This window comes from Hominisplanchenecus murintestinalis, from assembly GCF_943193015.1.
Taxonomy (GTDB): domain Bacteria; phylum Bacillota; class Clostridia; order Lachnospirales; family Lachnospiraceae; genus Hominisplanchenecus_A; species Hominisplanchenecus_A murintestinalis.
The window spans coordinates 1-9864 of sequence record NZ_CALPCM010000061.1 but is presented as its reverse complement, the minus strand read 5'-3'; the positions used below and the strand labels follow the sequence as shown (position 1 = coordinate 9864).

At 45.8% G+C, this 9864-nt stretch carries 11 protein-coding genes; all 11 read right to left on the bottom strand.

Annotated features, from left to right (window positions below; genetic code table 11):
* Positions 1-203: 203 nt before the first annotated feature.
* On the bottom strand, positions 204-1214 hold the full coding sequence (locus NFR99_RS13630; RefSeq protein WP_120481164.1) for a GGGtGRT protein: 1011 nt from the start codon (positions 1212-1214) through the stop codon (positions 204-206).
* Positions 1215-1235: 21 nt separating this feature from the next.
* Complete coding sequence (locus NFR99_RS13625; protein WP_120481165.1) at positions 1236-1928, bottom strand: iron-sulfur cluster assembly scaffold protein; 693 nt, start codon at positions 1926-1928, stop codon at positions 1236-1238.
* Positions 1929-2049: 121 nt separating this feature from the next.
* Positions 2050-2781 (bottom strand): DNA alkylation repair protein, encoded by a 732-nt coding sequence (locus tag NFR99_RS13620; protein ID WP_330642213.1) that lies wholly within the window; start codon positions 2779-2781, stop codon positions 2050-2052.
* Positions 2778-4286, bottom strand: coding sequence for a 4Fe-4S dicluster domain-containing protein (locus NFR99_RS13615; RefSeq protein WP_120481166.1), 1509 nt, complete (start codon positions 4284-4286; stop codon positions 2778-2780). The genes NFR99_RS13620 and NFR99_RS13615 overlap by 4 nt, the downstream gene beginning before the upstream one ends.
* A gap of 163 nt (positions 4287-4449) precedes the next feature.
* Positions 4450-5190, bottom strand: a complete 741-nt coding sequence (gene sigE, locus NFR99_RS13610) for an RNA polymerase sporulation sigma factor SigE (protein ID WP_120481167.1) — start codon at positions 5188-5190, stop codon at positions 4450-4452.
* 11 nt (positions 5191-5201) lie between these two features.
* A complete protein-coding gene (locus NFR99_RS13605) occupies positions 5202-5981 on the bottom strand; it encodes a sigma-E processing peptidase SpoIIGA (RefSeq protein WP_120481168.1) in 780 nt (259 codons plus the stop codon).
* Between the two features lie 240 nt (positions 5982-6221).
* Positions 6222-6983 carry a type I 3-dehydroquinate dehydratase gene (aroD, locus tag NFR99_RS13600; protein ID WP_120481169.1) on the bottom strand — a complete coding sequence of 254 codons (762 nt, stop codon included), beginning with the start codon at positions 6981-6983 and terminating at the stop codon, positions 6222-6224.
* A 138-nt stretch (positions 6984-7121) separates the two neighbouring features.
* A complete protein-coding gene (locus tag NFR99_RS13595) occupies positions 7122-8348 on the bottom strand; it encodes a DUF4097 family beta strand repeat-containing protein (protein WP_251353925.1) in 1227 nt (408 codons plus the stop codon).
* Positions 8345-8926, bottom strand: a complete 582-nt coding sequence (locus tag NFR99_RS13590) for a DUF1700 domain-containing protein (RefSeq protein ID WP_120481171.1) — start codon at positions 8924-8926, stop codon at positions 8345-8347. Before NFR99_RS13590 ends, NFR99_RS13595 begins: the two co-directional genes overlap by 4 nt.
* The gene (locus NFR99_RS13585) at positions 8913-9239 is read right to left on the bottom strand and encodes a PadR family transcriptional regulator (RefSeq protein ID WP_251353924.1); all 327 of its coding nucleotides are present in this window, start codon (positions 9237-9239) and stop codon (positions 8913-8915) included. The genes NFR99_RS13590 and NFR99_RS13585 overlap by 14 nt, the downstream gene beginning before the upstream one ends.
* Before the next feature lie 260 nt (positions 9240-9499).
* The gene (locus NFR99_RS13580; protein ID WP_277613464.1) at positions 9500-9778 is read right to left on the bottom strand and encodes a leucine-rich repeat protein; all 279 of its coding nucleotides are present in this window, start codon (positions 9776-9778) and stop codon (positions 9500-9502) included.
* Between the last annotated feature and the right edge of the window lie 86 nt (positions 9779-9864).

Sequence of the window (9864 nt, the reverse complement as noted above, 5' to 3'; positions counted from 1 at the left end):
GGGAAGCAGGGAATTTCTCTTCTTCCCTTTTTTCAAGAATAATTCTTATTGTTGCCAATGATAATTATACACTAACTGAATGAAAGGAAACATCTCCCGTACTACAGCAAATAATGGATTTATGTGCAAAGTATAGGAGCAGCTTGCTTTTCATTCTGCAAACTGCTCCTAATGATTCTCAAATTCTTTAACTATTCTGTTTCTTAGAACTTCCCTTCCTTCGCCGCTTCCTCCACGGAAACAGCTACGGCAACAGTCATACCAACCATCGGGTTGTTACCTGCGCCAATCAGGCCCATCATCTCTACATGCGCCGGTACAGAGGAAGAACCTGCGAACTGTGCGTCGGAGTGCATACGTCCCAGAGTATCTGTCATACCATAGGAAGCAGGGCCTGCTGCCATGTTATCCGGATGCAGGGTACGTCCTGTACCGCCGCCGGATGCTACAGAGAAGTATTTCTTGCCTTTCTCGTTGCACTCTTTTTTGTAAGTGCCTGCTACCGGGTGCTGGAAACGTGTCGGGTTTGTGGAGTTACCTGTGATAGAAACGTCTACACCCTCTTTCCACATGATAGCAACGCCTTCCGGAACGCTGTTTGCGCCGTAGCAGTTTACTTTCGCGCGAAGTCCCTCTGAATAGGATTTACGGAATACTTCTTTTACTTCATTTGTATACGGATCATACTCTGTCTCAACATATGTAAATCCGTTGATTCTTGCGATAATCTGAGCAGCGTCTTTTCCAAGACCGTTCAGGATAACACGCAGCGGTTTCTGACGAACCTTGTTTGCTTTCTCAGCAATACCAATCGCTCCCTCTGCTGCTGCAAAGGACTCATGGCCTGCCAGGAATGCAAAACACTCTGTATCCTCTTCCAGAAGCATCTTACCCAGGTTTCCATGACCAAGACCTACCTGACGGGTATCTGCAACGGAACCCGGAATACAGAAAGCCTGAAGCCCCTCGCCGATTGCTGCTGCTGCGTCTGCTGCTTTCCTGCAGTCTTTTTTGATTGCGATAGCCGCGCCTACGATGTATGCCCAGCATGCGTTCTCAAAACAGATTGGCTGGATTCCTTTGATCTGGTCGTATACATTCAGACCAGCGTCTTTTGTGATTTTCTCAGCTTCTTCCAGAGAAGCGATTCCATAACTATTTAAAACAGAATTGATTTTGTCAATTCGTCTTTCATATGATTCAAATAAAGCCATTTCCCGTTACCTCCTCTACAATTATTCTTTTCTCGGGTCAATAATCTTAACAGCGTCTGCTACACGGCCATACTGACCTTTTGCCTTTTCCCATGCAGTGTTCGGATCATCACCCTTTTTGATGAAATCTGTCATCTTGCCAAGGCTTACGAACTGATAACCGATAATCATATCATCTGCATCCAGGGCGATACCGGTTACATAACCTTCTGCCATTTCCAGATAACGAGGGCCTTTCTTCAAAGTTCCGTACATTGTACCAACCTGTGAGCGGAGTCCTTTTCCAAGATCCTCCAGGCCTGCGCCTACCGGAAGCCCGTCCTCTGAAAATGCACTCTGTGTTCTTCCGTATACAATCTGAAGGAACAGCTCTCTCATAGCGGTGTTGATTGCATCACACACCAGGTCAGTATTCAGAGCCTCCATAACTGTCAGTCCCGGTAAAATCTCAGAAGCCATAGCTGCAGAATGTGTCATGCCTGAACATCCGATGGTTTCTACCAGAGCTTCCTGAATGATTCCTTCCTTTACATTTAAGGTCAGCTTACATGCGCCCTGCTGAGGAGCACACCAGCCAACGCCATGTGTCAGACCGGAAATGTCTTTAACTTCTTTTGCCTGTACCCATTTTGCTTCTTCTGGGATTGGAGCAGCGCCATGATGAACGCCCTGTGCCACTGGACACATTTCTTCTACTTCACGTGAATAAATCATTTTAAGACTCCTTTCAATTATAAATGACTAATGTATACACCGGACATGAAATGCCCATGTCATACTTGCTTTTATTCTCTCACAAATCGACAAATTAGTCTAGCACTTTTTTCCTTTCCTGCTATACTTTCCGCTTCATCTGCCGGATGCGTTCTTTCTCTTCTTTGCCAATCCTGCGTGATTCTGTAATCTTCTGCAGTGCTTTATTATAGGTAAAATCATCCAGGCTGTTTTCCAGCAGATACGGCATTACCTGTTTCGGAAACCTCACATAATAAATGGATATCGTCCACGCCACCGCCATTTTTACATAGTAATCATCATGCCTGACCCCATCCAGCAGTTTCAGCGCCTCGTTTATCCAAGCCTCATCCATATAGTAATCCAGCAGCATCACTGCGCCAAACCGGATGACATATGCACTGTTTCCTGCCCGGCATTCTTGGATAAATGGCCACATCTCTTCTGTATACCTGCTCATTGCTTTCAGGCTGCTGCAGAAACTGTCGCACACTGCCCAGTTATCAATTTTCGGCAGAAACCACCTAATATAAGAAATCCGCTCCTCAAACTCCATCTTGGCGCAGCCAATCACCATCCCCTGGAGCATGGCCTCTTCATAATATTTATTCTGAGCTGTCTCCAGATATGTCCTCCAATCCTCTTTCGACAGCTCCCTGGCAAGCTTTCTGAGCGCCGGAAGACGGACGCCCAGCATTGTTTCCGGATTGATATTTGGTATCAGCCTGCTGTTAAATTTCTGGTATTCCGGCTCTGCCAGACAAAGCAGTTCCTCTCTTACATCTATTTTCATCTGCCCTTCCTTCTTACCGTCCGTACCTTCTGTTATCATTCTTCCAGTTCTGCCAGATGCTCCTTATATCCGCTGTCCATCACACTCTGGAATCTTGCATTTTTCTTGTCATTTGTTACTGCAGTCTTAGAACGGTTAATCGGCTGCTGGGTTCCTGCCCCCGCCACACAGCCGCCCGGGCATGCCATACCCTCCAGCAGATAGCCGTTCAGTTTCCCGGCTTTTGCCATCGTCAGCATTTTCCGGCATTCCCTCAGGCCTTCTGCGCTCTGAACCTTGACTTCGCGGGAGGGTTCCAGCTTCTTAATACAATTCACTACCGCAGACGCCACGCCCCCGCTAATGGCAAACCCTTTCCCGTCGCCGCTCGCTTCCGTAAAGAATTCCTCTGACGGCAGGCTGTCAAAATCCATTTCCTTCGCCGTAAACATCCCCATGACTTCCTCAAAGGTCAACACAAAATCCACATCACTGCGGATGCTTCTTCGGCTTGCTTCCAGCTTTTTCGCCGCACAGGGACCGATAAATGCAATCTTACAATTCGGATGCTCCTTCTTTACCAGCCGGGCAGTCAGCACCATCGGAGTCAACGCCATAGAAATATAAGGCGCAAACTGCGGAAAGAGCTTTTTCGCCATTACCGACCACGCCGGGCAGCAGGATGTGGCCATAAACGGCTGCTTCTCAGGTACATCTTTGATAAACTCTTTCGCTTCCTCAATCGTGCATAAATCCGCGCCTACCGCTACCTCCACAATATCCTCAAATCCCAGTCCTCGAAACGCCGCTTTCATCTTATCCGGCGTAAGCTTAGGCCCAAACTGCCCGGAAACTGCCGGAGCCACGATTGCATACACCGGAACATCGCTCTTAATCGCCTGAATCGTCTGGAAAATCTGGCTCTTATCAGCAATGGCCCCAAACGGACAGTTTACCAGGCACATACCGCAGGAAACACATTTATCGTAATCAATATCCGCCCTGCCAAATTCATCGCTTCGGATGGCGTCCATCCCGCAGGCTTTCGCACAGGGACGCTCCAGTTTCGTAATTGCTCCGTATGGGCATTCCTGCACGCATTTCCCACATTTTACACATTTTTCTTCATCAATAACAGAACGTCCATTCACAATCTCCACCGCATTTTTGGGACAGACTTCTTTACACGGATGAGCCAGACAGCCCTGGCAGGCATCCGTAACAAACACCTTATTATCCGGGCAGGAATGGCAGGCGAATTTAATAATGTTTACCAATGGCGGCTCATAATACTTCTCCGACTTCATCGCCTCATCCAGCCCCTCGGAAATCGGCGCCTGTTCATCTGCTTTCCTCCATGGAAGCCCCATAGTAAGCCGGAGCCGCTCGCCTACAATCGCCCGTTCCAGAAATACGCTGTCACGATAAGCTGCAATCTCTCCTTTGATAATCTTGTACGGCACTTCCTCGAACTTTGTATAATCTCCTCCTTCATACGCGAACCGCGCCACTTCTGTAAAGACCTGGCGCCTGATTTTATTTACAGATGTATAAATTCCTCTCATAGCTCATCCTCCATTTGAAGCTTTTTGTTAAAACATGTTTACTGACAAAACTTTAACATACTTTCAATCAGAGTACAAGCTTTTCTGTACATGCAAATTTGCCCATATAAAATCCCCCGGCAAAAGCCAGGGGATACTGCCCACTAACAGCCAAAAGATATTTCTATTCAAACCTCACAATCTCTTTCTTCAGCCTCTTCATAATTTTCTTTTCAAGCCTTGAAATGTAAGACTGGGAAATCCCCAGCAAATCCGCAACCTCTTTCTGCGTCCTCTCCTCCCCGTCCAGAGTATTCAGCCCAAACCGCAGTCTTACAATGGTCTGCTCTCTGTCCGTAAGTTTTCCGATAGCTTTCATCAGAAGTTTCCGCTCCACCTCTGTCTCCATATCTTTATAAATCACATCCTCATCTGTTCCCAGGATATCTGAAAGCAACAGCTCATTCCCGTCCCAGTCCACGTTCAGAGGCTCATCAATCGATACTTCCATCTTTGTCTTGTTGTTCCTTCTCAAATACATTAGAATTTCATTTTCGATACACCTGGACGCATAAGTGGCCAGCTTGATATTTTTTCCCGGATTGAATGTATTGATTGCTTTTATCAGCCCTATTGTACCTATAGACGTCAAATCTTCCACGCCCACTCCCGTATTGTCAAACTTTTTCGCTATGTAAACCACCAGCCGCAGATTATGCTCAATCAGCATTGTCTTTGCCTCACTGTTATGGTCTGTCTCAAGATTCTCGATGGCCTTTGCTTCCTGATGGGCTGACAACGGCGGCGGCAGCACCTCGCTCCCTCCTATATAGTGGATATCATTCCCCCGCCCCATCAAAAGGCTGGGCAGTGTCGATACGACACGGAATTGAAAATGACGCGGCATTGCAACTTTGATTACCATAAGAATCCCTCCTATTCATCCAAAAGCTGGGGATGAAGAATCAGCTGATACTTTCCATCCCGGTTCACAGGCTCTTTACTCACTGCAATCACCGGTCGCTCCAGCCGCTGTAAGTCTTTTTCCCGCCTGATGTTCATATAATCTAATGTCATTCCCGGCAGCAGGCCGCTGCTTTTTCCAATAGAATGGAACGGAATATAAAACATTTTTGCATCCTTATCCAAAAGCCCCCTGGCAGCATCATAAGCCAGTATGCTTACAGGCTTTCCCGTAAGCGGGTCTTTCAGCTGGTTTCCCGTATCCCTCAGAGCCCTGACACATACGGTTTTTCCATGGAAGCCCAACGTGACATCATAAAAATTCTGTGTCTTGAATTTTACACCTTGATATCCTCTCAAAAATACCGTGAGTACTCCCGCGCTCACAAACGCCGCTGTCGGAACAGAAAATGAAAACTGTGCAGACACCGCCTGGAAAATCCCCCCTGTCAAAAATGCAGTACAAGAAAAGCAGAGGAGCCCTTTTGCCAGCAAATGTTTCTGCGAGATGCCATAAGCAATTCTGACCATCAAAACTGCCGTCAATACATATCCGGCAATCATCACTGCCGGAATCCCACGAAACGGGCTTACCATGAGCATACATGCTCCCAAAGCTCCGGTAAATGCTGCAAGAAACAGCAGTCTGAAATCTCTTTTCCATTTCAGGATGCTTCCCGTCAGCGCAAGTACGATATAGTCCAGCATCATATTTTCCAGAAAGAATATATCTATGTAAAATTCATAATACACGAAACACCTCCCACGCCCTTATGAAGCACTTGGATTAGGCATTTCCAATTATATGAAATCCAGGAAAAGAAATTTGTCAAATCCGGGAAGCAATTTCTGATTTCTTATCGACAAAATTTTACCGCACCATCGCTTTCTTATTCTTACTTAATCCCACTATATCAGTGCGCAAAAAAAGCCCTGAAACCCTTCGCATCCGAAAAATTTCAGGACCGTGCGGACTTTCACAGCGATTTTGCCTTAGCCTAATTTTAAATCTTTCAAAAACTCATATAACTTTTCCACTGGAATCTGCCCGGGCGCAGACACCTCACCTACGCTTCCGAACGTAATCGCCGACCCAAAAAGCTGCCCTGCCAGCCGGCTGATCACTCCCAGTTCTCCCATTGCCATTGTCACTATCGGCGTATCCTGGTGAAGTTCCTTCATAGCCAGCGTCGCGTCCAAAAGCGTCAATACATCCCTCTCTGTCCTGGGCATTACCGCCAGTTTGGCAATATCTGCCTCCATTTCCTGCATTTTACAGAGCCGCCGCATCAATTCTTCCTTCTTCGGCGTCCTGCTAAAATCATGGTTGGACGCGATCACTTTCATACCCTGGCCATGTGCCGCTTCCACCATCATGTACGTGATATCATCCCCGCGGAATATTTCTGCATCAACTAAATCTGGCAGCCCTGTCCTCATCGCCCGGATATTCACTCCCAGATATGTTTCCGCATCCAGACGAACATTCCCCCCTTCCTCTTTTGTGCGGACAGTAAACAGCAGGGGAATATCCCCCAGAATTTCACGAAGCTCCTGCAGTGTCTCATTTACTGCCTGTGGATCCAAAAGCTCTTCAAAAAAATCCGCGCGCCATTCCACCATGTCAAAGGGGTGTCCCTTCAATGCTTCTGCCGATGTACAGATGCTTTCTCTTGTGGACGCTGTAAGAGGGACGCAGATTTTGGGCGTCCCTTCTCCAATCTTCACATTTCTTATTTCTACTATGGCACTCATCGCCTATTCTCCTCTTCTTGTATATGGTATATTTTTCTCTGATAATTTATCATACCACAGACAGCCGGTAAAATCCAGAGACAGATAGCGGCTAAATCCCATAATAAACCACATTTTGAAAGTTCTTAGACAGCAAAATCATTCCGTATCTACCCAGATATTCCCTTCCTCACTCTTTACCTCAAGCTTTCTTTTTGCTTTCTCCCTCTCCAAAAGAATATTATTCCCCTGCTTTTTCCCGTTGACAGATACTTCCCCAAACTCTGTCATAAGGCTCATCTGGTATTCTTTTTCTTTTCCTGCCATTGCAAGTTTTACATTTCCACTTTCGCTTGATACCTTTACATCTTTTGCATTCAGTTCGTATAGTTCACATTTCCCATATGCAACTTGAATGTCCGCCGTTCCAAGTTCTACTTTCTTGCCTTCCACATCTCCGCCCTCTGTTTCAAGTTTCATCTGTCCGGTTTTTATGTCCTGTATTCTGATATTTCCACTGTCTCCGCTCTTGATATGGACAAACGTATCTGTTGTCACATTTTGCATTGTGATCTCTCCGTACTCATTAACCAGAGAAAGCTCTTTCCCGCTCATCTCCTCTATTTTGGTATTCCCGGACTCGCTCTTTACTGTCATAATTCCCCCTGAAATTCTGCTCAGGGCAATTTCTCCATACATTTCCTCAAGCTTCATTTCTTCCGCCTGGATATCTGACAATCTGTAGCTCCCGCCCTCCCCTTTCAGGGTCATTTTTCCTACGTCACAGTCCTCCATTTCGACATCCCCATACTCTGCCTGTACTTCTGTATGCCCGCTTGTCAGGCCGTTCACCCATGCGCTTCCCGATTCCATCTTCATCACAGTTTTTTCACATCCTGCTCCATTGATATCCATCTTAATCTTTCCATATTCATTTACCAGGTTTAAATCTTTCAGCTTCGTCCCCCTCGGCACATAAATCCGCACATAGCTCTCCTTACTGTTCACCGTATCTCCCCAGAAAAATCCTGCGCCATACCACCCCGCCTGTTTTACATAATCACTGGTAAAATGATAAATGCCGTCCTTCTTCTCGTTCTTAACGCTAAGAAACGCATCATCATAACCGTATTCCAGATGAAAATCATCCCCCAAAAGAAACTCCACATTTCCTTCTACGCAATTGATATCCAAACTGCTGACGTCAGACAAAGGTACTTTTTTCTCTACAAACGTCCCCCTGATATCTTCTGCCGTCTGAATCCCTTTCTCTGTAATCCAAAATCCCGGAACACCGCCCATCGCAAGTCCCGCAGTTGCCAGGATTCCTCCGCCTATCACCAATATCCCTGCTGTAAGCAGCAAAACTTTCTGATACCTCTTCATGCTTTTTTCCTCCTGAAAATTCTTTGAAATAATGCCCGGATTGCTTTTATCATCCCTTTAAATACTTTACATACAAGAAAAGCGCCTAAAATACTAAGACCAATAAACGCCAGCCCCAGCCCCAGCCCCGTCAGCGCAGATGCCGGCTGAGAAAATAGAAGGATAATTCCACACACCACACCGATTACGCCTCCGGCAAACAAGCCTGCCTCAGCTATCAAAAGCCCCAGGACAACCATCCCTGCGCTCAAAAGCAGCATCCCCACCAACATCAGGATTACAAACGCAAACGGCAGGGCAATCGGCGCCGCGCAGACCCCGAGAATTACCATCCAAATTGTTCCAAGTCCCCTCCGTGCTGACTTTGGCGGTTCATGCATCCTTTCCACCGCCGCATCCATAATAATCTGCGCCGCTACTTCCTTCGGCGTCCCCAAATCAGCAATCACTGTTTTCTCATTTTCCGGTCCCGCATCGTTAAAAAATTCCACATAATAGTCCATCGCTTTTTCATATTCGTCCCGCGGCAGCCTGCGCAGCTCCCTGGATAATTCCCGTAAAAATTCATCCCTGTTCATTCTCCATACCTCCCATCATAATTTTCTCCACTTCCATACGGTATTTCTTCCACTCTTCCATATAAAATTGATATTGCTGTTTCCCTGCCTCCGTAATCACGTAATACTTCCTGTTCCTTCCCTGATACGGCTGGTCATATGTCTCCAGATATCCTTTCTGCTGCAGTCTGCGCAGAACCGGGTACAGAGTAGATTCCTTAATATCCGCCACCTTCTTCACCTGCTGCGAGATAGAATAGCCATAGGCGTCCCCCCTGGATATAATCGCCAGCACAATCGCATCAGTAAGGGTAGAGCCCAACTGATAAATCATACGCGTCCTCCTTATACCTTTCATTTTTATATATATATAATTCATCTATATATTTTTGTTATCTATATTATATTCAATATAATATATAAAGTCAATACCTATTTACACTTTTTTAATACGCAAAAAAAGAAGAGACACCCATCTGTGAATGTCTCTCCCTCCGTATAAATGCATCTTACGTTTTAAAATATTGTTTCTTACCTTTAATCTTTATCCATCCAGTCTGCACAATCTCTTTTTTAATATGAAGCAAAAAGGAGTTACCGTTTTTTATAAACAACTTTTTTCCCAGCGCTTCTCATCCCTTTTTGCAGCTTATTAAAGTTCTTCTTTGACATCTTCTTTGGAACCGTCACTTTGCAGTTCTTTTTAATCCCGGAGAACGCCTTACTTCCGATCTTTACTGCATTCCTGTTCTTAAACGTGACCTTTCCAAGACTTTTGCAGTTGAAGAAGCTCTTTGAGCCAATCTTCTTTACGTTTGAGCCAATCTCCACCTGCGTGATCTTCTTATTCTTCTGAAATACGCCTTTTGCGATTTCTGTTACTTTAACCTGAATTATTCACAGCTGTGCCGTGAAAGTGGTTGAAAGCCACATAGTTACTGTATTTAAGCTGCTTATTG